This window comes from Pseudomonas sp. BN414 (genome assembly GCF_029871275.1).
Taxonomy (GTDB): domain Bacteria; phylum Pseudomonadota; class Gammaproteobacteria; order Pseudomonadales; family Pseudomonadaceae; genus Metapseudomonas; species Metapseudomonas resinovorans_C.
This window is the reverse complement of record NZ_SSOL01000078.1, coordinates 215,034-238,048: the sequence shown is the minus strand read 5'-3', so window position 1 is coordinate 238,048 and position 23,015 is coordinate 215,034. Positions and strand designations below refer to the sequence as shown.

The 23,015-nt window shown below is 62.7% G+C and carries 20 protein-coding genes; 13 read left to right on the top strand and 7 right to left on the bottom strand.

The window, feature by feature from the left end:
* Position 1: 1 nt before the first annotated feature.
* From E8E95_RS26415 to E8E95_RS26390, 6 genes are read left to right on the top strand one after another with little or no spacing between them, the layout of a single operon-like run.
* Positions 2 to 1,759, top strand: coding sequence for a carbamoyltransferase (locus E8E95_RS26415; RefSeq protein ID WP_280355096.1), 1,758 nt, complete (start codon positions 2 to 4; stop codon positions 1,757 to 1,759).
* The gene (locus tag E8E95_RS26410; protein WP_280355095.1) at positions 1,749 to 2,648 is read left to right on the top strand and encodes a glycosyltransferase family 2 protein; all 900 of its coding nucleotides are present in this window, start codon (positions 1,749 to 1,751) and stop codon (positions 2,646 to 2,648) included. The genes E8E95_RS26415 and E8E95_RS26410 overlap by 11 nt, the downstream gene beginning before the upstream one ends.
* Positions 2,649 to 2,653: 5 nt before the next feature.
* Entirely contained in the window at positions 2,654 to 3,610 is a 957-nt protein-coding gene (locus E8E95_RS26405; RefSeq protein WP_280355094.1) for a glycosyltransferase, read from the top strand.
* Positions 3,611 to 3,618: 8 nt separating this feature from the next.
* Complete coding sequence (locus tag E8E95_RS26400; RefSeq protein ID WP_280355092.1) at positions 3,619 to 4,497, top strand: glycosyltransferase; 879 nt, start codon at positions 3,619 to 3,621, stop codon at positions 4,495 to 4,497.
* Positions 4,484 to 5,512: a glycosyltransferase gene (locus E8E95_RS26395; protein ID WP_280355090.1), complete on the top strand. Its 1,029-nt coding sequence runs from the start codon at positions 4,484 to 4,486 to the stop codon at positions 5,510 to 5,512. Before E8E95_RS26400 ends, E8E95_RS26395 begins: the two co-directional genes overlap by 14 nt.
* Before the next feature lie 16 nt (positions 5,513 to 5,528).
* Positions 5,529 to 6,716: an O-antigen ligase family protein gene (locus E8E95_RS26390; RefSeq protein ID WP_280355088.1), complete on the top strand. Its 1,188-nt coding sequence runs from the start codon at positions 5,529 to 5,531 to the stop codon at positions 6,714 to 6,716.
* A 63-nt stretch (positions 6,717 to 6,779) separates the two neighbouring features.
* Here the strand turns inward: E8E95_RS26390 and E8E95_RS26385 are convergent, their stop codons facing one another.
* Positions 6,780 to 7,397, bottom strand: a complete 618-nt coding sequence (locus E8E95_RS26385) for a lipopolysaccharide kinase InaA family protein (protein ID WP_280355087.1) — start codon at positions 7,395 to 7,397, stop codon at positions 6,780 to 6,782.
* Between the two features lie 32 nt (positions 7,398 to 7,429).
* Between E8E95_RS26385 and msbA the strand changes: the two genes are divergently transcribed.
* From msbA to E8E95_RS26365, 4 genes are all read left to right on the top strand, one after another.
* Complete coding sequence (gene msbA, locus E8E95_RS26380) at positions 7,430 to 9,226, top strand: lipid A export permease/ATP-binding protein MsbA (RefSeq protein WP_280355086.1); 1,797 nt, start codon at positions 7,430 to 7,432, stop codon at positions 9,224 to 9,226.
* A gap of 129 nt (positions 9,227 to 9,355) precedes the next feature.
* The gene (hldE, locus tag E8E95_RS26375) at positions 9,356 to 10,777 is read left to right on the top strand and encodes a bifunctional D-glycero-beta-D-manno-heptose-7-phosphate kinase/D-glycero-beta-D-manno-heptose 1-phosphate adenylyltransferase HldE (RefSeq protein WP_280355085.1); all 1,422 of its coding nucleotides are present in this window, start codon (positions 9,356 to 9,358) and stop codon (positions 10,775 to 10,777) included.
* 111 nt (positions 10,778 to 10,888) lie between these two features.
* Complete coding sequence (locus E8E95_RS26370; protein ID WP_280355084.1) at positions 10,889 to 12,163, top strand: acyl-CoA dehydrogenase family protein; 1,275 nt, start codon at positions 10,889 to 10,891, stop codon at positions 12,161 to 12,163.
* A gap of 10 nt (positions 12,164 to 12,173) precedes the next feature.
* A complete protein-coding gene (locus tag E8E95_RS26365; protein WP_280355083.1) occupies positions 12,174 to 13,379 on the top strand; it encodes an acyl-CoA dehydrogenase family protein in 1,206 nt (401 codons plus the stop codon).
* Between the two features lie 54 nt (positions 13,380 to 13,433).
* Here E8E95_RS26365 and E8E95_RS26360 read toward each other — a convergent pair whose 3' ends face one another.
* The 4 genes from E8E95_RS26360 to E8E95_RS26345 all read right to left on the bottom strand — a co-directional run bounded on the left by E8E95_RS26360 (position 13,434) and on the right by E8E95_RS26345 (position 16,767).
* Positions 13,434 to 14,339 (bottom strand): metal ABC transporter ATPase, encoded by a 906-nt coding sequence (locus E8E95_RS26360; RefSeq protein WP_280355082.1) that lies wholly within the window; start codon positions 14,337 to 14,339, stop codon positions 13,434 to 13,436.
* A 36-nt stretch (positions 14,340 to 14,375) separates the two neighbouring features.
* Entirely contained in the window at positions 14,376 to 15,188 is an 813-nt protein-coding gene (locus tag E8E95_RS26355) for an aldo/keto reductase (RefSeq protein ID WP_280355080.1), read from the bottom strand.
* The gene (locus E8E95_RS26350; RefSeq protein WP_280355078.1) at positions 15,185 to 16,360 is read right to left on the bottom strand and encodes an FAD-dependent oxidoreductase; all 1,176 of its coding nucleotides are present in this window, start codon (positions 16,358 to 16,360) and stop codon (positions 15,185 to 15,187) included. The genes E8E95_RS26355 and E8E95_RS26350 overlap by 4 nt, the downstream gene beginning before the upstream one ends.
* 74 nt (positions 16,361 to 16,434) lie before the next feature.
* The gene (locus E8E95_RS26345; RefSeq protein ID WP_280355076.1) at positions 16,435 to 16,767 is read right to left on the bottom strand and encodes a multidrug efflux SMR transporter; all 333 of its coding nucleotides are present in this window, start codon (positions 16,765 to 16,767) and stop codon (positions 16,435 to 16,437) included.
* Positions 16,768 to 16,858: 91 nt separating this feature from the next.
* Here E8E95_RS26345 and E8E95_RS26340 point away from each other — a divergent pair, with 91 nt between their 5' ends.
* Both E8E95_RS26340 and waaA read left to right on the top strand, forming a co-directional pair.
* Positions 16,859 to 17,743, top strand: coding sequence for a LysR family transcriptional regulator (locus E8E95_RS26340; protein ID WP_280355074.1), 885 nt, complete (start codon positions 16,859 to 16,861; stop codon positions 17,741 to 17,743).
* 36 nt (positions 17,744 to 17,779) lie between these two features.
* Positions 17,780 to 19,048 carry a lipid IV(A) 3-deoxy-D-manno-octulosonic acid transferase gene (gene waaA / locus E8E95_RS26335; protein ID WP_280355073.1) on the top strand — a complete coding sequence of 423 codons (1,269 nt, stop codon included), beginning with the start codon at positions 17,780 to 17,782 and terminating at the stop codon, positions 19,046 to 19,048.
* A gap of 67 nt (positions 19,049 to 19,115) precedes the next feature.
* Here waaA and E8E95_RS26330 read toward each other — a convergent pair whose 3' ends face one another.
* Complete coding sequence (locus E8E95_RS26330) at positions 19,116 to 19,736, bottom strand: cupin domain-containing protein (RefSeq protein WP_190831407.1); 621 nt, start codon at positions 19,734 to 19,736, stop codon at positions 19,116 to 19,118.
* A gap of 29 nt (positions 19,737 to 19,765) precedes the next feature.
* Positions 19,766 to 21,721, bottom strand: coding sequence for an FAD-dependent oxidoreductase (locus tag E8E95_RS26325; protein ID WP_280355069.1), 1,956 nt, complete (start codon positions 21,719 to 21,721; stop codon positions 19,766 to 19,768).
* A 290-nt stretch (positions 21,722 to 22,011) separates the two neighbouring features.
* Between E8E95_RS26325 and E8E95_RS26320 the strand changes: the two genes are divergently transcribed.
* Positions 22,012 to 22,974, top strand: coding sequence for an ABC transporter substrate-binding protein (locus tag E8E95_RS26320; RefSeq protein WP_280355436.1), 963 nt, complete (start codon positions 22,012 to 22,014; stop codon positions 22,972 to 22,974).
* The last annotated feature ends 41 nt before the right edge of the window (positions 22,975 to 23,015 follow it).

Sequence of the window (23,015 nt, the reverse complement as noted above, 5' to 3'; positions counted from 1 at the left end):
CGTGGCATTGACGATTCTCGGCCTTTCCGGCGCTCTCAGCCATGATCCATCCGCCGCGCTATACATCGACGGCAAGCTGATCGCGGCCGCCGAAGAAGAGCGCTTCGTGCGCGACAAGCACGCGAAGAATCGCATGCCCTACGAGTCGGCCAAATTCTGCCTGGAACAGGCCGGCATCAAGCCTTCCGACGTCGACGTCGTGGCCATTCCCTTCGCTCCCATCAGCCTCTTCGGCAAGGCCCGCTGGCATTACGCCAAGCGCTACTGGTACGCCCCGGATCGTGCGCTGGACGCCATCCTCATGGGCAATCGCCGCTACAAGCGCTACCGCAAGAAGATCGTCTGGTGCCTGGAGCAACTGGGCTTCGACGCCAAGAAGGTGAAGATCGAGCCGGTGGAGCACCACCTGGCCCACGCCTCCAGCGCCTATCACTGCTCCGGCTTCAAGGAGAAGACCGCGATCCTCGGTATCGACGGCAAGGGCGAGTACGCCACCACCTTCTTCGGCTGGGGTGAGAACGGCAAGATCCACAAGATCAAGGAATTCTTCGATCCGGACTCCCTTGGCGGCCTCTACGGTGCAATCACCGAATACCTCGGCTTCGAGATGCTCGATGGCGAATTCAAGGTCATGGGCATGGCGCCCTACGGCGACGCTGCCAAGTATGACTTCTCGCGCCTGGCCAAGTTCGAGAACGGTGAGCTGATCATCAATACCGACTACGCCAACGTCATCGGCTTCCGTCGCTATAAGGAAAACGGCAAGGGCTACTACTTCTCGCCGAAGCTGATCGAGTGGTTGGGGCCGAAGCGCCAGGGCGACATTGCCGACGACCCCTACATCCACTACGCCGCCAGCATGCAGGCACTGTTCGAGAAGCTGGCGCTGGAGATGATGGATTACTACCTCGGCGACATCATCCGCGAGACCGGCAAGATCGCCTTCGCGGGCGGTTGCGCGCTGAACGTCAAGCTGAACCAGAAGATCATCGCCCGTCCGGAAGTGAAGGAGCTGTTCGTCCAGCCCGCTTCCGGTGATGCCGGCACCTCCGTCGGTGCCGCCGCCTATGTCTCGGTCAAGCGCGGTGTGCCGGTGGAGAAGATGGAGCACGTCTACCTCGGCCCGTCCTTCAGCAACGAAGACGTCATCGCCGCCTGCGCCAAGCACCCGCAGCAGCCGGTGTTCAAGCGTATCGAGAACACCCCGCAGCGCATCGCCAAGATCATGGTCGACGGCAACCCCGTAGCCTGGTTCCAGGGCCGCATGGAGTTCGGTCCGCGCGCCCTCGGCGGCCGCTCCATCATTGGTTGCCCGAGTGCGGCCGGCGTGGCTGATCGCATCAACGAGCAGATCAAGTTCCGTGAGCGCTGGCGCCCCTTCTGCCCGTCGATGCTGGATACCGTCGCGTCGCAGATGCTCAAGGTCGATCACCCGTCGCCCTTCATGACCTTCACCTTCGAGGTCAACGAAGAATGGAAGACCCGCGTGGCCGAAGTGGTGCACGAGGACGGCACCTCCCGCGCCCAGGTGCTGGAGCGCCGCCACAACCCGCGCTGGTACGACCTGATGAAGGAGCTGGAAGTCCTCACCGGCAACGGCGTGTCCCTGAACACCTCGCTCAACCGTCGTGGCGAGCCGATGATCTGCTCGCCCACCGACGCGCTGAACATGTTCTACGGCTCGGACCTGCAGTACCTGATCATGGAAGACATCCTCGTCGTCAAGGAAGGCAAGGATTGGTATGACAATGTCGGCTAAGCCGCTGCTTAGCGTCGTCATTCCCACCTACAACTACGCGGGCGTGCTCCCGCGTGCCGTGGAGTCGGTGCTGGCCCAGGCCACCCCGGAGGTCGAACTCTGGGTCGTGGACGATGGCTCCACCGACGACACCCCGGCAGTATTCACCGCCCTGAGCCAGCGCTACGGCGCTGCTTTCCAGGGCGTGCGCCAGGCGAATGCCGGGCCGTCGACTGCTCGCAACAACGGCGTGCAACTGGCCCAGGGTCGCTATGTCCTGCTCCTCGACGCCGATGACGAACTGGCTGCCGGCGTCCTGCCGAGCCTCTGCGAGCGCCTGCGCCACCAACCCGACGTCGGCCTCTGGCTGGCCGGCCACGTAGCCGTCCAACCCGATGGTCGCGAGCGGGAACACCCCGCCAGCGCCGTTCCCGCTGAATCCGCGCAACGTCTCAAGCACTACCTGCTGGGCAAGAAGATTGGCCTCAGCCACGGCGCCTGTGTGTTCCTCCGCGAACTGCTGCTCGAGCGCCCCTATCCCGAGCACTTGCGCCACAGCGAGGACATTCCGGTCTTCGCCTATTGTCTGACCCAGCGACAAGTAGAAGTTCTCGATCTGATGCTGGCGCGTATCCACAAGCATCCCGGCAGCCTGCGCCACAACGCCGAAGCAGCCCGCAAGGTCGGTCTGGACCTGGTCGACGAAGTCTTCCTCAAGCTGCCGGCGGGTCTGCAATCGCTCAAGCCCGCCTATCGCGCCCAGCGCTGCCTGTCGCTGTTCCGCACCTGCCTGCTGGCCGGTGACCAGGACGGCGCGCGCAAGTACTACCGAGAAGCGCTGCGCACGGATTGGCGTGTGCTGCTGAAGTGGTCCTACACGCGCAAGGCTGCCCGCCTGTGGTTGCGCTGAAGCCTATGAAAGTCCTCGCGCTCAGTTCGGCTGGACGGGAGCCAGACTTTTCCTGCGTCTACGAACACCTCCGGGGACTGGTCGATCTCGAGCTGAAGACCCTCGACAAGGATGCCCAGCGCAACTTGCGACGCACACTGAGCGGTGTGGACCTGTCCCGTTATGATCGGATTCTTGTTGATCTTCATTTCAAGAACATCCACCGGCAGACCCACTTCCTCAGCAGAGTTTCCGGCCTGCTGATCTATGAAGAGGACGCCTGCCAGAACTATCTGGACAGTTCCCGCTGGCGCGGTCACTTCAGCCGCTTCTACAGGGAGTTGCCCAACGCGCGCATCGTGGTGACCGGCGCCAGCGTCGCCGAGCGATTGAGGGGCGAAGGTTTCCAGGTCCACTTCATTCCCAAGGGCTATGACCCGCGATCGATTTTCCTCGAGGGCGTGGAACGGGATATCGAGTTGGGGTTCATAGGCCGGACCGCCAGCGCTGCCTACCAGGACCGGAAACGATTGCTGGACCGTCTGGCGGCCGAGGATTCGCTGCAACTATTGCGCACCGCTCCCGGAGAGCCCTACCGTCAGATGCTGAACCGCATCCGGTACTTCGTCAGTGCTGATGTCAGCCTCGGCGAGTACATGGCAAAGAATTTCGAGGCGATGGCCTGTGGCTGCGTCCTGCTGGCTTGGCGCCAAGGCAGTGAAGAGCCGGCCATCGGCCTTGAGGACGGTGTCCACCTGCTCCTGTACTCCAGCGTCGATGAATTGCGCGCCCACTTGGCACGGCTGCGCGATGATTCGACTCTGGAGCGGGCTCTGGCTGAGAGCGGGCGCCGATTCGTCGAACAGCAGCTTTCCCACCCTCGCTTGGCCGAACGAATTCTCAAGGTTCTGGACGAGCCCTGGCCATCGGTTGAGCCCGTTCCCGCCTGGCGGGCTTTCTGGTCCCGGATCAATCCCTTTTGAGCAATCCCATGTCTTCGACGAACAATGCCCAGCAGCCGCTGGTGAGCGTGATCATCGCCTCCTACAACCACGCGCCCTATATCGAGGCGAGCATTCTTAGCGTCCTGGGACAGAGCTATCCAGACATCGAGCTGCTGGTGGTGGACGACGGGTCCCGTGACGACAGTGTTGCTCGCATCCAGGCGCTGCAGGCGATCCATGGTTTCGACTTCCGAAGCCAAGCCAACCAGGGACTATCGAGAACCCTCAATGAGGCCATCGCCCGCGCGAAAGGTAGCCTGATCGCGCCCTTCGGTTCGGATGACATCATGCTCCCGGACCGCATTGCCAAGCAGGTCGCCTACCTGGCGGACAAGCCGGAAGTCGGCATTTGCGCTGGGGACATCCAGACCATCGATGCGAATGGAGAACCCAGCGGCAAGCCGCGCGGCCTTCCGCTCCGCCGCCTGGATTTCGAAGATGTCTTCCTCGATCGCAAGCCGGGGGCACCGGCTCCCACGCTATTGTTCCGTCGTGAGGCGCTGGAGCGGGTCGGGGGGTTCGAGCCTGAAGTCCGTCTTGAGGATCTGATGATCGAACTGAAGATCACCCATGCCGGTTACTTCATCGACATCCTGGGGGAACCCCTCGCGCTATACCGGGTGCACGAGACCAACACCTACAAGAATTACCGCTTCATGGTGGATAACGTACTGAAGACCTATGCCCGGTTCAGTGGCCACCCAGCCTATCCGGAGGTCTGTGCGCGTTTCCGCAACTCGATGCTGCTCAAGTGCGCCCGCCAGGACAAGGCGTTGGCCCGCGAACTGCTATCTGAGTTGCCGCTTCGTTACTGGAATGGCAAGACCTTGCGGGCTCTCGGACGCTTGTTTTATGGCCGGAGCTAATGCAGGTATGAAGTCTTTAACTCAGGCGGTCGACCCCGAAGTTTCGGTAATTATTCCGTGCTATAACTATGGCCGCTTTTTGAAAGAGACTGTTGGTAGCCTGCAGGGGCAGAGTTTTAAGAATTGGGAAGCGATTATTGTCGATGACGGTTCTGTGGATGAGACGGCGGGTTGCGCGGCTGCCTTGGCGCAGCAAGATCCTCGTGTTCGCTATGTCTATCAGGTGAATCAGGGAGTTTCCGCTGCGCGTAATAAAGGGGTTTCTCTAGCGCGTGGGGAATTTGTGATTTTTTTGGATGCTGATGATCTGCTGACTGCTGAAAAATTGCAGGCGCATGTTGATCATTTTCGGCGCTGTCCGCTGGTTAGTATTTCTTATTCAAAGTTCCGCTACTTTTCCGATGGTAAGCCGGATACTTTATTTGCAAACTACGGGCTTGACTCGCATCGGGAGTGGAGTCGCCCAGTTTCCGGTTTTGGAAAGGAAAGCTTTCCTGTATTTATTCGAAAGAATAATTTGCCGCTTCAGGCTGCCGCTTTTCGTCATTCCTTTTTGAAAGAAGTTGGTCTTTTCGATCAGGGTATGCGCGCCTTGGAAGATTGGGACTTTTTGTTGCGCTGTATTTTGCGCGGTGCGTATATGGAGTGCCTGAAGGATAAAGAGTCCATGACTTTAATGCGGGTGCATCCTGGCAGTGCTACTCGAAATATCGCATTCATTGGCTACATGGACCGTGTATATAAAAATGTAGGGATTGAAATAGACGGTCTACGCACGTCTTCTAACGTAGGAAATGCCGATTTTTACGAAGCGCATTTGAAAAAGGCATTGATTGAGAAGGCGCGAAGAGCAAAGAAAAGAATGTTTAGGGAGCGGAAAAGTGAAGCTGTTGATTGCGTCATTGATGTCGGCTTTTTGAATTTTCGCGAGTTGCTGGAGCTTTACAGGAAATTTGGATTTTTAAATTTCGTCAAAGTCTACCTCGGCGCGTTGAAAAAATATCTCTCTATCTGAATAGAATTTTGATTTTATGGGGAACGTGTATTCTGTTGGCTGGCTCGCGCGATTAACTGTAATTGGCTTGGCCTGCTTTTTGTGTGCGCCGTGGTTGTTGCAGAGTAATACTTATTATCATCGGCTTATTATCATTCTTCTGTGGTTGCCAGCGTTATTGCACTTTTTCCTGGCGCGAAAACAATATCCGCCGCTGAATAAGTCGTTTGTCGTGTTGTATTCAATGGCTTCTGCATGGTTCATGTTTGTGGCTGCCTTGGATGCAGGTCGCGGTGGCGAGTTGCGCGAGCTTAAGTTGCCGTTCTATATAGCTCTTAGTCTGCTTGGTTTTGTGGTATCTGCCTTGTACTTGCGGAAGCGGTTCCCTGGCTTTCTGCTGCTGTGTGGTGTTTTTGGTGGGCTGGCGGCTGGCCTTTCCTCTTTTATTTTTTATTTCATGCAGGGGCATGATTTTTCCGAGCGAGTTGTCTCAGCGGGGCTGTGGCGAGTTGTGATTCCTGCCGCGCAGGCCTGTGGCGCGCTACTGATTCTGACGATATTCCTTGGGTTCGACCGCAGGCGAGGGCTGGGGCTCCAATGTGCGCTGGTGTTGGCGTTGCTGGGGTTCGGTGTGTTTATTTATTTCAGTGAGACACGCTGGGTGTGGCTGAGTCTGGTGCTGTCTTGTGTGGGAGGGGCCGTCTTGTTGCGGAGCAAGCTGGCCTTTGGTGGGGCGGCAATTGCGCTGTTGTCGATTGGGACGATTTACCTTGCCAATCCTGATCTTTTAGCTAGTCGCGGCTTTTCGTATCGGCCTGAGATCTGGCAGGAAGGCTTTGCTCTGTTGTTGGACAATTGGTGGCGGGGCGTCGGATTCAAGGAGTACTGGATTACGATCCATTCGACTACTTTTCCGTTCAATCATGCGCACAACATGCTCCTCGATATTGGTATCCGCTTTGGTGCTCTTGGCCTGCTTCTGTGGATAGGGCTCTGGTGCTGGACTGGCTGGCACGCCTTCAAGTGGCGCCATACTTCGATGGGCGGCGCAACGGTGGCCTTGTGGCTGTACTCTGGGCTGGTGGTTCTGACTGATGGCACGATGCCGTGGGTCAAGCCATCGACCATCTGGTTCGTGACCTGGCTCCCTGTGGCGCTAGTGCTGGCTATGGATACCTGTGTCAGGCAGGAGAAGCAGGAGCGGGACTTGCCGGTCGTTGGTTGAAGCAAGTGCCGGCGCTTTTCTCCAGGCTGGTGGAAGTACTCAGCGACTCTACGGTTGCTTCCATCAGGTGGGCCTGGCAGTAGCCGGTTGCTCATAGGCTTGCAGCAGACGCTGCCAGGGGAAGTCGTCGATCTGACTGCGGCGCAGGTAGCCATTGAGGTGTTGCAGGTTACGACGTGCCAATCGACTGCTTAGCGGGCCGCGTTTGAAGCGCATGTCCAGAAAGTCGATGAGGCCGAAGCCGCCTTCTGGCAAGCGCAGGATATTGCCCAGGTGGAGCGAGCGGAAGTAGATACCGCGCTGGTGCAGGGTACGGATGAAGTTTCCGAGTTCGGGCAGTAGCGCATCGAACTCAGGGCGTACATGGCGATACAGCTGATCCAGCGATTGTCCAGGTAGCGGCTCATAGAAGCAGGCACTGACGGCCTGGTCCTTGTCTAGCCACATGCACTCGCTGACCTTGGGCGTCATGATTCCGCGTTCGGCAAGCAATTCGGCGTTTCGGGCGAAGCGTTGTGCTGAAGGGCGCATGCGGGCGAGCCAGAGTCGGCGACGTGGCCGGAATATCTTCAGCAGTTGGCCGTCCGGTTGGCGCAGCACCTTGGGGCCACGGGCGTCTTGCTCCAGGACCTCGCCTGCGTCGAGCCACTGCTGCATTTCGTTCGCTGGTACAATCCGCATCAATTTTCTCTGAGTAGCAATAGGGAACGAGAGTGGCTAATTCTAACCAGCAATCGGATCTCCAGGTTTATCTGCGGTTGCTGCGCTATGTCAGGCCGTATGTTGGTTTTTTCATTCTCAGCATCATCGGATTCCTGATCTTCGCGTCGAGTCAGCCAATGCTGGGTTACGTGCTCAAGTATTTTGTCGATGGCCTGGCCGATCCGCACGCCGCGTTGCTGCCGCATGTTCCCTACCTCAAGGATATGAACCTGATACAGGCCGTTCCGATGCTGATCGTATTGATCGCAATCTGGCAGGGTGTGGGTTCGTTTCTCGGCAACTTCTTCCTGGCCAAGGTTTCACTGGGGTTGGTGCATGACTTGCGGGTGGCGCTGTTCAACCAGTTGATGCAGCTGCCGAACCGCTACTACGACAGCAACAACTCGGGCCACCTGATTTCGCGCATCACGTTCAACGTGACGATGGTCACGGGTGCCGCTACCGATGCGATCAAAGTGGTGTTCCGCGAAGGCATGACGGTGATCTTCCTGTTCGCCTCGCTTCTGTGGATGAACTGGAAACTGACCCTGGTGATGGTTGCGATCCTCCCGCTGATCGCGCTGATGGTCAGCAGTGCCAGTCGAAAATTTCGCAAGCAGAGCAAAAAGATCCAGGTCGCGATGGGCGATGTGATGCACATCTCCTCGGAGGCCATCCAGGGATATCGTGTAGTGCGCAGCTTTGGTGGTGAGCCCTACGAGCAGAAGCGCTTCCTGGATGCCAGCATAGGCAACACCGACAAGCAGCTGAAAATGATCAAGACCGGGGCGGTCTATACCCCGATGCTGCAACTGGTCATCTACACCGCCATGGCCCTGTTGATGTTTCTGGTGCTGTTCTTGCGGGGTGATGCATCCGCGGGCGACCTGGTCGCTTACATCACTCTGGCGGGACTCTTGCCGAAACCCATTCGCCAGTTGAGCGAGGTGAGCTCGACTGTTCAGAAGGGGCTGGCTGGCGCGGAGAGTATCTTCGAGCAACTCGACGAGAAGCCGGAGGCTGACAATGGAACCATCGAGCTGGAACACGTCAGCGGCCGCCTGGAAATACGCAATCTCAGCTTCCAGTACCCCGGCACCGACAAACCGGTGCTGCAGGACATCAGTTTCGATGCCGAGCCGGGTCAGATGGTCGCCCTGGTGGGGCGTTCCGGCAGCGGCAAGTCCACGCTGGCCAACCTGATTCCGCGCTTCTACCACCATGAGCAAGGGCAGATCCTGCTGGATGGTGTCGATATCGAGGAATATCGCCTACGCAACCTGCGTCGCCATATCGCGCTGGTGACGCAGCAGGTGACGCTGTTCAACGACTCGGTGGCCAATAACATCGCCTATGGCGACCTCGCCGGAGCGCCGCGTGAGGACGTTGAGCGGGCAGCCGAGGCGGCGTATGCCAAGGAGTTCGTCGACAAGCTTCCGCAGGGCTTCGATACCGAAGTCGGGGAGAACGGCGTGCTTCTGTCCGGCGGCCAGCGCCAGCGTCTGGCGATTGCCCGTGCATTGCTGAAAAACGCGCCAGTGCTGGTGCTGGACGAAGCGACCTCGGCGCTCGATACCGAGTCCGAACGGCACATCCAGGCCGCGCTGGACCGCGTGATGGACGGTCGCACCACCCTCGTCATCGCTCACCGCCTGTCCACCATCGAAAAGGCGGACCTGATCCTGGTCATGGATCAGGGGCGCATAGTCGAGCGGGGCAGTCATGAGGAACTGCTGGCGATGAACGGCTACTACGCCCGGCTTCACGCCAATCAGTTCGTCGAAGAGGCTCAGCCGGAAGCGAGCTGAGCCGCCCGGTCCTGGTAGGGGTCATCTCCGCACCGGGCCGTTCTGCTGCACCCGGAGTCCAATTGAGCAGGTCAGGCCAACTGACCTGCTATGGTATGATCCGCGCCGATTTTGACGTCCGGAGACTCCATGAAACTGTCCATGCCCCGATTCGATCAGGCCCCCGTTCTGGTGGTGGGCGACGTCATGCTTGACCGGTACTGGCATGGCGGCACCTCGCGAATCTCGCCCGAGGCCCCGGTACCCGTGGTCAAGGTGGAGCAGATCGAGGATCGACCCGGCGGCGCCGCGAACGTTGCGCTGAACATCGCCGCACTCGGCGCTCCTGCCATGCTGGTGGGCATCACCGGCGTCGACGAAGCGGCAGACAGCCTGACCGACAGCCTCAACGCCGCGGGCGTGGACGTGCATTTCCAGCGTCTCGCCGAGCACCCGACCATCGTCAAACTGCGCGTCATGAGCCGTCACCAGCAACTGCTGCGCATGGACTTCGAAGAGGCCTTCGGCACCGACGCCGAAGCTCTGGCCGTACAAGTCGAGCGCCTGCTGCCCCAAACCCGCGTCCTGGTGCTGTCCGACTATGGCAAGGGCGCACTGAAGAACCACCAGGTACTGATCCAGGCTGCCCGCCGTCTTGGCGTGCCGGTACTGGCGGACCCGAAAGGAAAGGACTTCAGCATCTATCGCGGTGCGAGCCTGATCACCCCGAACCTCAATGAGTTCGAAGCCATCGTCGGTCGCTGTGCCGATGAGGCGGAGCTGGTCGCCAAAGGGGCGGCCCTGATGCAGGAACTGGAGCTGGGGGCCCTGCTGGTCACGCGTGGCGAGCATGGCATGACCTTGCTGCGTCCCGGTCATTCCGCATTGCACCTGCCGGCCCGCGCCCGCGAAGTGTTCGATGTCACGGGTGCCGGCGACACCGTGATTTCCACCCTGGCCGCCGCCCTGGCCGCTGGTGAGGAGCTGCCGCAGGCTGTGGCGCTCGCCAACCTCGCCGCAGGCATCGTCGTCGGCAAACTGGGTACCGCCGCCATCAGCGCGCCGGAATTGCGTCGTGCCGTGCAGCGCGAGCAGGGTTCCGAGCGTGGCGTGCTGAGCCTGGACCAGTTGCTGCTGGCCATCGAAGATGCCCGCGCCCACGGCGAGAAGATCGTCTTCACCAATGGCTGCTTCGACATTCTCCACGCCGGCCACGTGACTTACCTGGAGCAAGCCCGCGCACAAGGCGATCGCCTGGTGCTGGCGGTCAATGACGATGCGTCGGTCAGCCGCCTCAAGGGGCCGGGTCGTCCGATCAACAGCGTCGAGCGCCGCATGGCCGTGCTGGCTGGCCTGGGCGCGGTGGATTGGGTCGTCAGCTTCCCCGAGGACACCCCCGAACGCCTGCTCGGCCAGGTCAAGCCGGATGTCCTGGTGAAGGGCGGCGACTATGGCATCGACCAGGTTGTGGGTGCCGATATCGTCCGCGCCTACGGCGGCGAGGTCAGGGTGCTCGGCCTGGTGGAAAACAGTTCCACCACGGCGATTGTCGAGAAGATCCGCAGCAAGTGATCCCTACCGACTGGCAACTCTGCCAGTCACAGATGTCGGCCCGGTCATAGGCGACCGGGTCGATGCCGAACATCATCCCAGCATCCTCATCCTGCATGGAGTGCGATGCCGATGTTCCCCAACGCACAGGGCCGCGCCCTGGCTGTGCTCAATCGCGTAGCCCAGTCCCATTGGCCTGACAGCCTCAAACTGCGCAAGACGCTGGAAAAGTTGCTCTACGGCGGTACCCGTGCCGGCTTCAAGCTCGCGGCACGGCGTTCCCGCCAACTCCCGCGCGCGGCCAGCGCGAACGATCTGTTCGACCTCACCCTCTCCGACGAGCAGCGGATGTTGGTGGAGATGCTCGAGGCTTTCGCCCTGGAAGCCCTGCGTCCTGCGGCCCACGAAGCAGATGCGCGGGGCGCGGTGCCGGCCGCGTTGCTCAACCAGGCCCAGGCGCTCGGGCTGACCCATTACGGCGTCGGCGAGGATCTGGGTGGCATGGCGGGCGAGGGCGCGATCCTCACCAACGCGTTGATGGCCGAAGCGCTGTCCAAAGGCGACCTGAGCCTGGCGGCCGCACTGCTGGCACCGCTGTCTGCCGCCAACTGCATCCGTCGCTGGGCCTCACCTGAACAGCAGGCCGCCTGGCTGCCGGCTTTCGTCGATGGGCAGTCCACGCCGCGCATGGCCATCGCAGTGGACGAGCCGACGGTCCTGTTCGACCCCCACACGCTGGCCACCCGGGCGCAGCGCAAAAAGAGTCACTTCCTGCTGAATGGCGAGAAATCCCTGGTGCTCGACGGTGTGGATGCCAGCCGCATCATCGTCGCTGCCCGCACTGAAAAAGGCACCGCGCTGTTCCTGGTCGATGCCGGCAGCGAGGGGTTGGAGCTGCGCCCGGAACCTGCCATGGGCTTGAAGGGTTGTGGCACTGCCCGCATTCGCCTGAAGGGCGTGAAAGTTCCGCTCGAGCGTCGCCTGGCTGGCCTCGATTTCGACTACCAGGCGTTCCTCGATCTCGGCCACCTGGCCTGGTGCGCCCTGGCCCTGGGGACCGCCCAGGCGGCCCTGGACTACGTGATCGGGTACTGCAACGAACGGATGGCCTTCGGTGAACCCATCAGCCATCGCCAGGGCGTGGCCTTCATGGTCGCGGACATCGCCGTCGAACTCGACGCGATGCGCCTGATGGTCTGGCGCGCCTGTGCCCGTGCCGATCGTGGGGAGTCGTTCCAGCGCGAGGCCTACCTGGCGCGCCTGCTTTGCGCCGAAAAGGCGATGAAGATCGGCACCGACGCCGTGCAATTGCTCGGCGGCCATGGTTTCACCCAGGAACACCCGGCCGAGCGCTGGTACCGCGACCTGCGTGCCATTGCCGTGATGAGCGGCGGCCTGCATTTGTGAGGAAGGCAGCATGAACCTGGAAATTCCGAAGAAATTCCGCGGCCTGAGCCATCAGGCTCATCAGGTGGCGGCGCACTACTTTCGCCCGTTGTCACGCAAGTACGACAAGGCCGAGCATGCCTATCCACGCGAGCTGGACCTGCTGGCGGCGCTGCTTGATGGCATGAACGCCGGCTCGCCGGAAACCATTGGCGCTGGCTCTGCCAGCAAGCGTGGTGCAGGAGCCGAGGAGGGCGTGCGTAACGGCGGCAACCTCGCTGCCCTGCTTGGCGTGATGGAGCTGTGTTGGGGCGATGTCGGCCTCCTGCTGGCCATGCCGCGCCAAGGGTTGGGAAATGCGGCCATCGCTGCCGTTGCCAATGAGGAGCAGCTCAAGCGCTTTGGCGGCACCTGGGCGGCCATGGCCATCACCGAACCCGGTTGCGGCTCGGACTCGGCCGCCATTCGCACCACTGCGGTGAAGGACGGCGATCACTACGTGCTGAATGGCGAAAAGATATTCGTCACCTCGGGGGAGCGTGCCGATGCGGTGGTGGTATGGGCCACACTGGACCGCAACTTGGGGCGTGCGGCAATCAAGTCCTTCGTGGTGGAGAAAGGCACGCCTGGCATGAACCTGACGCGCTTGGAGAAGAAGCTCGGCATCAAGGCTTCCGATACCGCCTCCATCAGCTTCAGCGACTGCCGGGTTCCAGCGGCCAATCTGCTGGGTAATGCCGAGGTTAACGTCCAGAAGGGTTTTGCCGGGGTGATGGAGACCTTCGACAACACGCGTCCACTGGTGGCGGGAATGGCTGTGGGCGTGGCCAAGGCCGCGCTCGATCGGACCCGTGAGTTGCTGGTCAAGGCGGGTTGCAGATTCGACTATGCGAAGCCGCTGCTGGTCGTCAGCCATGCTGAAGCCACGCTCTATCGCCTTGAGGCCGAATGGGAAGCGGCGCGATTGTTGGCCCTGAAGGCTGCCTGGATGGCCGACAACCGTCTGCCGAACTCCAAGGAGGCCTCCATTGCCAAGGCAAAGGCCGGGCGGGTGGCCAATGAGCTCACGCTCAAATGCGTGGAATTGGCAGGAGCCTTGGGTTACGGAGAGGACGAGTTGCTGGAAAAATGGGCGAGGGATTCGAAGATCCTCGACATTTTCGAAGGCACCCAGCAGATCCAGTTGCTGATCGTCGCCAGGCGACTGCTGGGCAAGAGCTCCAGTGAGCTGAAGTGACGACGCAAAGCGGGCGAGCTTAATGAGGGCGGGGCGCCTTGGGCGCCCTGGTTGTCAGCAGGCGATCTTCTTTCCCATCGGCCGGGCCGTCCCGACCCGCGCCAGCCAGTCGCGCCAGCGTACGCGCTCCTCGTGCACCAGCCAGCCATCCTGTTCGGCGAAGCTCTCCGATAACCAGATACCGCGGGTGCTGGCCGCCTTGAACTCGCCATTGCGCACGGTCAGCAAATCGCCGGTCGGCAGTCCCTGGTGCAGCGGCAACAAGTAGATATCGGGCCGGCGCCGCTCAAGGCTGGCCACGAGCTGGCCACCCTGCAGTACTTCGTCCACATGGAAAAGGCTGATCTGATGGCTGTCCCGAGGCAGGTCCAGGCGCAGGTCATAGACCAGTTGCAGAGAGGCCGTTGGCAGGTGCACGTAGGCTTCGGGCCGCTCCAGCAGGATCAGCTTGCCGTTGTGTACCGGGCGCGCGGCACCGGACAGCGGGCTGAGGCGGAAGTGGTTGGCATCACGGTAGCGCAATTCACGCTGGTAGGGCGTGGGCAGCCAGGTATCCGCGAAGCGTCCTCCCAGCCAGCCCTCCGGGGTTTCGATCAGGCATTCCTCGGCCACTTCCTGGATCGCCGTGAGCAGCGGCAGGTTCAGCTCATGGGCTGGGACATAGCCGGAAATCAGCTTCAACACGGTGTCGCCCCGATCCTGCCGGCGCTGGCGTACCAACAGCCAGTAGTCGCGGCCATGCAGGTTCAGGGTGAGCCTCACCGAAACGCCCAGGTTCGCCAGTTCCACCGCAAAACGCTGGGAGTCACTCACCTGCACGGGGCGGCGGCGCTCGAGCATCTGGGTGAAGTTCAAGGGTCTGCCAAGGCTCTGATAGCTGAGGCTATCAGCGCTGGCTTCGACATGCAGCGGCAGGGTCTTGAACGCGCTGGGGTCCTTGCGGGCGAGGATTCGCGGCATGTCGGCTCCTTCTGGCAGGGGTCGGCTAGGGCTCGGTTAGTGGCGATGGGCTCCGATAACGGCGGCGGCCGTCGCGACATTATGGGACAGATGCAGCGGATTGATGGTCCCGATTATCGCGCCGGTCACCCCGGAATGACCGAAGATCAGTTCGAAGCTGGCGCGCACCGGATCGACGCCGGCGCCGAGGCAGGCGTGGCCGCTGGCGAGGCCTTTCTTGATCAGGATGCCCTTGTTCTGTTGCAGCGCGAAGTCCAGTACCGGCTTCTCGCCCTGCTCGTTCAGGTTGTAGGTGACCATGGCGCAATCGCCCCGCTCCAGGGCGAGGAGCCCGCCGTCCACGGTCTTGCCGGACAGCCCGAAGGCGCGGATCTTGCCGGCCTGCTTGAGCTCGGCAAGGGTTTCGTAGACACCGCTGTCCCGCAGGATGGCCACGTCATTGCCGTCGGAGTGCACCAGCACCAGATCGATGAAGTCGGTTTCCAGGCGCTTCAGGCTGCGCTCGATGGAGAATCGCGTGTGTTCGGGGCTGAAGTCGAAGCGGGAAACGCCGGCCTCGAACTCTTCACCGACCTTGCTGACGATCACCCAGTCCTGACGCTGCCCGCGCAGCAGTGGGCCGAGACGTTCCTCGCTGCGCCCGTAGGCGGGGGCGGTATCGATCAGGTTGATGCCGAGATCTCTGGCCAGCGCCAGCAACTGACGGGCTTCGGCGTCGTCGGGGATAGTGAAGCCGTTGGGGTACTTCACGCCCTGGTCACGACCCAGTTTCACGGTGCCAAGGCCCAGGGGGGATACCATCAGGCCCGTGTCGCCTAGCGGGCGGTGGAGGCTGTGCAGGCTGTTCATCCCAGCAATTCCTCCCACGCAGGTTGTGCCACAGGCGGACGGGGCAGGGTCGGCAACGGCGGGTTGGCAGCCGGACGCAGGCCGTCGCGCTCGAAGGCGGCCAGCACGCGGTCGGCGAAGTCGGGTGCCAGGGCCAGTTTGGTCGGCCAGCCCACCAGCAGACGGCCCTGTTCGCTGAGGAATGCGTTGTCCGGACGTACCAGGCCGCTCTGCGCCGGCTCGGCGCGGTCCACCCGCAGGGTTGCCCACTGGGCGGTGGACAGGTCGATCCAGGGCACCAGCTGGTGCAGTTCCTGTTCGGCGGCGGCAATCTGTTCGGCTTCGCTGCGGGCTACTCCGTCGGCTTCGGCCAAATCGCCGCCCAGGTACCAGACCCACTGGCCGTCGGCGGCCGGGTGGCTGGTGACGGTAATGCGCGGCTTCGGCCCGCCACCCAGGCAATGGGCATACAGCGGCTTCAGGCTGGGCGCCTTGACCATCACCATGTGCAGCGGCCGGCGTTGCATGGCCGGCTGGCTCAGGCCCAGGGTTTCGAGCAGCCCCTGGTTGCCGGCACCGGCACTGAGCACGATGCGTTGCGCGCGGACTTCACGGCCGTCAAGACGCAGGCCGGTGAGTTGACCGTCCTCCAGCAGGGGCTCGACCTCATGGGCGGCCATGAGGCCATCGCCGGCCAGTTCCGCCAGTCGGCTGATCAGGCTCGGCACGTCCAGTACCAGTTCGGCCAGGCGATAGACCTTGCCCTTGAACTTGGGGTGCTGCAGCGCGGGAGGAAGCTCGTTGCCCTTCACTTGATCGACGCGGCCGCGTACGGCCTTGCTGGCGAAGAAGCTGGTGAGATTGCCCGCCAGGGTGCCGGGCGACCAGAGGTAGTGGGCTTCGGAGAGTAGGCGCACGCCACGAAGATCCAGTTCGCCGTTACCGGCCAGCGCCTCGCGCCAGCGGCGGGGCATGTCGGCGATGGCTTCGGAGGCACCGGTCAGGGCACCGTGCAGGGCGTACTTGGCGCCACCGTGGATGATCCCCTGGGATTTGACGCTCTGTTCGCCGCCAAGGCTGGCCTTTTCCACCAGCAGCGTGGCGAAGCCTTGCTGGCGCAGGCGGGCGTTGAGCCAGAGGCCGGCGATGCCGCCGCCAAGAATGAGCACATCAGTGGAAAGGGATTCGGCCATGGGTCGCAGGCGCCTCGAAAAAAACAGGGGCGCAGTATAGCGCCCCTGTCGTGATGCCGACTTACAGCAGGCTCTCAGTGCCCGGTGCTGTTCGAGAAGAGTTGGATGACCACCACCCCCGAAACGATCATTCCCATGCCGACCACGGCGGGGGCATCCAGCTTTTGTTGATAAAGCACCAGCGCGGCGACGCTGACCAGCACGATGCCGAGGCCGGCCCAGATGGCGTAGGCGATGCCCACGGGAATACTGCGCACCACCAGGGTCAGCATCCAGAAGGCGATGGCGTAGCCGCCGATCACCAGGATCAGGGGCAGCGGTTTATTGAAGCCGTCGATGGCCTTCATCGAGGTGGTGGCGATCACTTCGGCGGCAATTGCGATAGCGAGATAGACGTAGCCGGTCATGGTCGGGCCTCCTGTGCGATGGGCGGATTCTAGACTTCCGGATGATGGGATAAAGTCATTACCTATCTGTGTGGAAGATAGGTTGATGGCCATGCAATGGAATCTTGAGCAGATCCGCCTGTTCGTCGGAGTGGCCGAGAGCCAGTCCTTTTCTGCCGTCGCACGCAAGCTGCGGCGGGCCCAGTCCGCCGTCAGCAGTGGGATCGCCGCGCTGGAGGATGATCTTGGTGTGCAGCTGTTCGAACGCAGTAGCGGTCGCCAGCCGCGCTTGACTGCGGCCGGCGTAGCCTTGCTGGAGGAGGCGCGCGAGGTCTTGCGCCAGTGCCAGCGCCTGGAAGGCAAGGCGCAGGGATTGGCCAAGGGTGAGGAAGCCCGCCTGCGATTGGCCCAGGATGAGGCGATGCCCTATCAGCCCGTGCTGGCCAGCCTCGAGGCGTTGGGCAAGGCGTTTCCCCTGCTGGAGGTGCAACTGGCTGCCAGCGCGCAAGGCGAAGTGGCGCGCAAGCTGCTGGAGCGTCGTGCCGACCTCGGACTGCTGTTCCACCACGAGCAGATGCCCGATGCCCTTGAGCGCCAGCGCCTGGGCACCATCGAAATGGTCACGGTCTGCGGTGCCGGCCACGCCCTGGCCGAAAAAACCTACGCCGATCGCAGCGAACTGGCGCGGCACCGGCAGATCCTCATGTCTCCCCAGGACAGCCATTACCCGGGTGGCGAGCAGATCGGCCCGCAGGTCTGGCGTGCCGACAGCTTCTACGTGATGGCCGAACTGCTGATGCGTGGACTCGGCTGGGCCTGGCTGCCGCGCCATGTGGCCCAGTACCCGGCTTACCAGGGGCAACTGGTGGAGCTGCGCAGCGACTGGACGCCGCCATCGCTGGTGGTGGAGCTCGTCTGCCGTCGCGACGCGGCGCTGGGGCCGGCGGCGCTCTGGCTGGCCGATAGCCTGGCGGATCACCTGCAAGCCATGGGTTAGTGCGATCGAAGGCGAGTCACGCTAAGCTCCGCGCCCATGAATCGCACCCTCTATACCCTGCTGTTCCATCTCGGCCTGCCGCTGGTAGCTGTGCGCCTGGCCTGGCGCGCCTGGCGTGCGCCCGCCTATGCGCGGCGAATCGGCGAGCGTTTTGCCTTTGGCCTGCCGGCGATCAAGCCGGGCGGTATCTGGGTCCATGCCGTGTCGGTGGGCGAGAGCATCGCCGCCGCTCCCATGGTCCGCGCCTTGCTGGAGCGCCACCCGGACCTGCCCATCACCATCACCTGCATGACGCCCACCGGTTCCGAGCGCATCCGCGCGCTGTTCGGCGACAAGGTGCAGCATTGCTACCTGCCCTATGACCTGCCCTGGGCGGCTGCCCGCTTTCTCGACAAGGTGCGGCCGAAGTTGGCGGTGATCATGGAGACCGAGCTCTGGCCGAATCACATCCACCAGTGCGCCCGTCGCGGCATCCCGGTGGTGCTGGCCAATGCCCGGCTGTCCGAGCGGTCGGCTCGTGGCTATGCGCGATTCGCCAAGCTCACCGCGCCCATGCTGGCCGAACTGAGCTGGATCGCCGTGCAGACGGAAGCTGAAGCCGAGCGCTTCCGCACCCTGGGTGCGCGTCCGGAATGCGTGGGCGTTACAGGCTCGATCAAGTTCGACCTCCGCATCGACCCGGCGCTGCTCCAGCGCGCCGCGGAGCTGCGTGGCCAATGGGGCGCCGATTCGCGGCCGGTGTGGATTGCCGCGAGCACCCATGCCGGGGAGGATGAAATCGTCCTGGCTGCCCACAAGGCACTGTTGAAGCAGCGGCCGGACGCACTGCTGATCCTGGTGCCGCGTCACCCGGAGCGATTCGGTTCGGTGTTCGAGCTGAGTCGTCGCGAAGGGCTGACAACGGTGCGCCGATCCACCGGTGCGCCTGTCGCTGCGACTGATGCGGTGCTGGTCGGCGACACCATGGGCGAGTTGCTGTTCCTCTACGCGCTGGCCGATATCGCCTTCGTGGGCGGCAGCCTCGTGCCCAATGGCGGTCACAACCTGCTGGAACCGGCAGCCTTGGGCAAACCTGTGCTCAGCGGCCCGCACCTGTTCAACTTCCTCGAAATCGCCGCGCAGCTGAGAGACGCCGGGGCGCTGGCCGAGGTGGCGGATGCGGAAGAATTGGCCGCACAGGTTGGCGAACTCTGGGCCGAGCCGGGGCGCGCGGAGTCTATGCGCGACGCGGGCTTGGGCGTGCTCAGGGCCAATCAGGGTGCGCTGGAGCGATTGTTGGGTGGGATTGCGCGGCTGCTGAAGTAGGGGACGCCTTGTTGTAGGGGCGAATGAATTCGCCCCTACAGGAAAAGTCCCTGAAAGATTGCGCGAATCAGAACGTCGGCGGCGTGATGACCCAGAGGATCAGCGCATCCTTTTCGCCGGGGTTGCCGTAGCGATGCGGCTCCTGGCTGGAGAAGCTGAAGCTGTCGCCTTCCTGCAGGTGGAAGTGCCGATCGCCGACCCAGAGTTCGAATTCGCCACTCAGCACGTAGCCGGCTTCTTCGCCTTCGTGGCTGTAGCTTTCTTCACTGTAGGTACCCGGCGGGAAGCGCGAGTGGAGCATCTCCAACTGGCGTAGCGGCTGCGGGCTGAGCAGCTCGTCGGTGATGCCGTCCTCGTAGTGAAGGCTGGTGCGGGCGTTGCGACGCACGACGTAGCCACGATCGGCTTCGGTGGTGGGCGCTTCGCTGGCGAAGAACCACTGGATGGTCACGCCCAGGCTGCGGGCGATATTGAACAACGCGGGAATCGAGGGATAAGCCAGGTTGCGTTCCAGCTGGCTGATGTAGCCGGCGGTGAGCTTGCTCTGTTCGGCCAGCTCGGTGAGGGTCAGGCCGCGGCGTTTGCGCAGCGCGCGGATGCGCGTGCCGAGGAACTGGCTCTCGGCGTTGGCGTTCGGCGATGGCAGGCTGGGGCTCATGGTTCCCTCCATGGGACAGGATCGCGGCATTGTATTGCAGCCGCGATCGCCGGCGACACTCAGATGCTCCAGGCCAGCTTCAGTCCCTCGTAAATTGCCTCTTCCACCGTACGGGGCGCCAGGCAGTCGCCGATCCGGCGAAATTCCACCAGGCCTTCCAGCTCACTGCCCAGATCGTCCACCGGCTGGTGGCCCTGGCAGAGCACCAGGGTGTCCACCTCTTCGAACAGCATCGGTTCGCCACAGGCGGCATGCGTCATGTACACGGTGTTGTCGTCGCAGCCATAGAGGCGTGCATAGGGGGTGATCGGAATGCCCATCTTGTGCAGTTCTCCGGCCATCTGGTCGCGCACGTAAAGAGGCAGGCTCTCGCCGCAATGGGGGCCGCTCACCGCCAGGCGCACCTGGTGGCCATTGCGCGCCAGGCGTTCGGCGATGCCGGGGGCGATCCAGTCGCCGCGCCAGTCGGTGATCACAACCGAACGGCCCAGTTGCATTTCGTCCCGCAGGACCTGCCAGGCGTCGACCACCTGCAGTTCGCCGCCGCGCTCGAAGGGCGGCCAGTAGGGTTTCGCGCCGGTGGCGAGGATCACCAGGTCAGGACGCTCGCGTTCCACCAGGGGGCGGTCGACGCGGACATTGCGCTGCACCTGGACGCCGGCCAGCTCCATCTCCCGTTGCAGGTTGGTGGCCGCCCCGCCGAATTCCGCGCGGCGCGGCAGCAACTGGGCCAGCAACACTTGCCCACCGAGCTGGTTTGCCGCCTCGAAGAGGGTTACCTCATGGCCGCGCTGGGCTGCCACGGTGGCGGCCTTCATGCCCGCCGGCCCTCCGCCCACCACCATCACGCGCTTGCGCACGGTGGCAGGTGTGCGTTCTCCGTAGGTCAGTTCACGACCGGTTTCCGGGTGCTGGATACAGGAGATGGGATAGCCGCGATGGAAGTGGCCGATGCACGCCTGGTTGCAGGCGATGCAGGCACGCACATCGTCGCTGCGACCATTGGCGGCCTTGTTCGGCATCTGGGGATCACAGATCAGTGCACGGGTCATGCCGCAGACATCCGCCTGCCCGCGGGCGAGGATGCTCTCGGCTTCCTGGGGCTGGTTGATCCGCCCGGTGACGAAGAGCGGGATGTCCAGGCGCGACTTGAAGGTCCCGGCGGTGGAAGCCAGGTAGGCGGCTTCGATGGCCATGGGCGGCACGATATGGATGGCGCCCCCGATGGAGGCGGAAGTGCCGGCCACCAGGTGCAGGTAGTCGAGCTGCCCTTGCAGGGCGAGAGCGGCGGTCAGGGATTCGTCTTCGGTCAGGCCTTCCGGGTCGCGTTCGTCGGCGGAGATGCGCATCCCGACGATGAAGTCCTCCGGGCAGTTGGCTCGCACGGCCTGTATCACTTCGCGGACGAAGCGCAGGCGGGCGTTCAGGTCGCCGTTGTAACCGTCTTCCCGGCGGTTGACGCGCGGGTTGAGGAACTGCGCGGGCAAATAGCCGTGGCTGGCGACGATCTCGACGCCGTCCAGACCCGCCTCGGACAACCGGCGGGCGGCTGCGCCGTAGCCGGCGACAATCTCGTCGATCATTCGCTGGTCCAGGGCTCGCGGCATTACCCGGAAACGCTCGTTGGGTGACGCCGACGCGGACCAGGCCACCGTCAGCAGCCCATCGCTGGACTCCATGATTTCCCGGCCGGGATGGAAGACCTGGGAGAGCACCACCGTGCCTTCGGCATGGCAGGCGTCGGCCAGGCGGCGATAGCCCTCGATGCACGCATCATCGGTGGCCATCAGCACGTGGGAGGTGTAGCGCGCGCTGTCATGCACGCCGGCCACCTGCAGAACGATCAGGCCGACTCCACCCTTGGCGCGAGCACGGTGGTAGGCGACGAGCTGGTCGTTGACCAGGTTGTCGGCGGGCATCGAGGTGTCGTGGCCGCTGGACATGATCCGGTTCTTCAGGCGTTTGCCGCGGATTTCCAGGGGCTCGAAAAGGTGCGGGAAGGTAGCACTGGACATGGAGGCTCCTGAGGGCCTGGCGGCCCGCTTGTTCTTGTTGACCCATGGAAATTTACCTGCAGTAAAAAATCAACTTGTTTTTTTACTTTGCTCTGGCTTAGCTTCGTGTCAGCCCGACACGGGCAGGCTTCATGACAACAACAAGAGGAGAAGCACCAATGCGGCAGTCTTTCGTCCCTCACCTGAGCAACCGTTCACATCTTTGTTCCGTTCCTGCTTCCAGCCACGCCGGCCGTCTGCTCGCTGGCTTGGCGCTCGCTTGTAGCCTGGGAAGCGTCCAGGCGGCTGACATGGTGGTGGTGGGCTACGGCGGGGCAGGGCAGAAAGCCCTGAGTGATGCCTTCTTCAAGCCCTTCGCCAAGGCCAGCGGAGCCCCGCTGACGGAGGGCGAATACAACGGCGAGATGGCGCGTATCAAGGTGATGGCCGATACCGGCAGCGTCGACTGGGACCTGGTGGAGATCGAGGCGCCTGACCTGGTGCGTGGCTGCGAGGAAGGCATGTTCGAGCGCCTGGACTGGCAGCGCATTGGCGGTGCCGACCAGTTGATCGCCGATGCGGCTCAGGAGTGCGGTTCAGCCACCATGGTCTGGAGCGTGGCGCTGGCCTATGACGCAGGCAAGCTGGCTGAGGCGCCGAAGTCCTGGGCGGACTTCTGGGATGTGCAGCGCTTCCCCGGCAAGCGCGGGCTGCGCAAGCGGGCGGTGTACAACCTGGAGTTCGCGCTGCTGGCCGATGGCGTCAAGCGCGAGGATGTCTACAAGGTGCTGGGTACGCCGGCAGGGGTGGAGCGGGCATTCGCCAAGCTGGATCAGCTCAAGCCCCATATCCAGTGGTGGGAGGCGGGGGCCCAGCCCGTGCAATGGCTGGCCGCCGGCGACGTGACCATGACTTCGGTCTACAGCGGGCGCATTGCCGCGGCCCATCAGGAAGGCAACAAGTTCGCCGTGGTGTGGCCGGATAGCCTTTATGGCATGGACTATTGGGCGATCATCAAGGGCTCGAAACACGTCGAACGTGCCCACCAGCTGATCGCCTTCATCAACAAGGCCGATAACCAGGCCGACTATGTCAAACGGATTCCCTACGGCCCGGTCAACCAGCAGACCTTCGAGCGTCTCGACCCGGCGCTGACCGGCTGGCTGCCCAGCGCGCCGCAGAACATGGCGCAGGCCCTGCCGATGGATGTGGAGTTCTGGACAGACCACGGCGAAGACCTCGAGCAGCGCTTCAACGCCTGGGCGGCCAAATAACCTTTCTCAGAGCTGAGCTCGATCCTACGACTGGCGGCGCT

Excerpts from the sequence above, each read along its gene's own strand:
- E8E95_RS26410 (WP_280355095.1), top strand. The coding sequence starts at position 1,749 with ATGTCGGCTAAGCCGCTGCTTAGCGTCGTCATTCCCACCTACAACTAC.
- E8E95_RS26405 (WP_280355094.1), top strand. The coding sequence starts at position 2,654 with ATGAAAGTCCTCGCGCTCAGTTCGGCTGGACGGGAGCCAGACTTTTCC.
- E8E95_RS26400 (WP_280355092.1), top strand. The coding sequence starts at position 3,619 with ATGTCTTCGACGAACAATGCCCAGCAGCCGCTGGTGAGCGTGATCATC.
- E8E95_RS26395 (WP_280355090.1), top strand. The coding sequence starts at position 4,484 with ATGGCCGGAGCTAATGCAGGTATGAAGTCTTTAACTCAGGCGGTCGAC.
- E8E95_RS26390 (WP_280355088.1), top strand. The coding sequence starts at position 5,529 with ATGGGGAACGTGTATTCTGTTGGCTGGCTCGCGCGATTAACTGTAATT.
- E8E95_RS26385 (WP_280355087.1), bottom strand. The coding sequence starts at position 7,397 with ATGCGGATTGTACCAGCGAACGAAATGCAGCAGTGGCTCGACGCAGGC.
- hldE (WP_280355085.1), top strand. The coding sequence starts at position 9,356 with ATGAAACTGTCCATGCCCCGATTCGATCAGGCCCCCGTTCTGGTGGTG.
- E8E95_RS26370 (WP_280355084.1), top strand. The coding sequence starts at position 10,889 with ATGTTCCCCAACGCACAGGGCCGCGCCCTGGCTGTGCTCAATCGCGTA.
- E8E95_RS26365 (WP_280355083.1), top strand. The coding sequence starts at position 12,174 with ATGAACCTGGAAATTCCGAAGAAATTCCGCGGCCTGAGCCATCAGGCT.
- E8E95_RS26360 (WP_280355082.1), bottom strand. The coding sequence starts at position 14,339 with ATGCCGCGAATCCTCGCCCGCAAGGACCCCAGCGCGTTCAAGACCCTG.
- E8E95_RS26355 (WP_280355080.1), bottom strand. The coding sequence starts at position 15,188 with ATGAACAGCCTGCACAGCCTCCACCGCCCGCTAGGCGACACGGGCCTG.
- E8E95_RS26350 (WP_280355078.1), bottom strand. The coding sequence starts at position 16,360 with ATGGCCGAATCCCTTTCCACTGATGTGCTCATTCTTGGCGGCGGCATC.
- E8E95_RS26345 (WP_280355076.1), bottom strand. The coding sequence starts at position 16,767 with ATGACCGGCTACGTCTATCTCGCTATCGCAATTGCCGCCGAAGTGATC.
- E8E95_RS26340 (WP_280355074.1), top strand. The coding sequence starts at position 16,859 with ATGCAATGGAATCTTGAGCAGATCCGCCTGTTCGTCGGAGTGGCCGAG.
- waaA (WP_280355073.1), top strand. The coding sequence starts at position 17,780 with ATGAATCGCACCCTCTATACCCTGCTGTTCCATCTCGGCCTGCCGCTG.
- E8E95_RS26330 (WP_190831407.1), bottom strand. The coding sequence starts at position 19,736 with ATGCCGCGATCCTGTCCCATGGAGGGAACCATGAGCCCCAGCCTGCCA.
- E8E95_RS26325 (WP_280355069.1), bottom strand. The coding sequence starts at position 21,721 with ATGTCCAGTGCTACCTTCCCGCACCTTTTCGAGCCCCTGGAAATCCGC.
- E8E95_RS26320 (WP_280355436.1), top strand. The coding sequence starts at position 22,012 with ATGGTGGTGGTGGGCTACGGCGGGGCAGGGCAGAAAGCCCTGAGTGAT.